General features: G+C 61.4%; 1 protein-coding gene. It reads left to right on the forward strand.

What is annotated here, in order from left to right:
* Positions 1 to 68 precede the first annotated feature (68 nt).
* The coding region (locus tag OC610_RS29205) for a biopolymer transporter ExbD (RefSeq protein ID WP_264433320.1) at positions 69 to 277 on the forward strand (209 nt) is incomplete at its 3' end.

Genomic DNA, 277 nt, shown 5'->3' on the forward strand with positions numbered 1-277 from the left:
GCGACCTCGATCACCTGCCGCCCGAGCGTGGCTCGCAACCGCACATGGTGAAAGTGGGGTAATCGGCCATGGGCCTGCATTTGAAAGAAGGCGCAGACGACGATCTGGCCGAGAACCACGAAATCAACGTCACGCCGTTCATCGACGTGATGCTGGTGCTGTTGATCATCTTCATGGTGGCCGCCCCGCTCGCCACCGTGGACATCAAGGTTGATCTCCCCGCGTCCACGGCCAAGCCGTCGCCACGGCCGGAAAAACCGGTGTTCCTGAGCGTCAA

This window comes from Pseudomonas agronomica (genome assembly GCF_025917275.1).
GTDB lineage: Bacteria > Pseudomonadota > Gammaproteobacteria > Pseudomonadales > Pseudomonadaceae > Aquipseudomonas > Aquipseudomonas agronomica.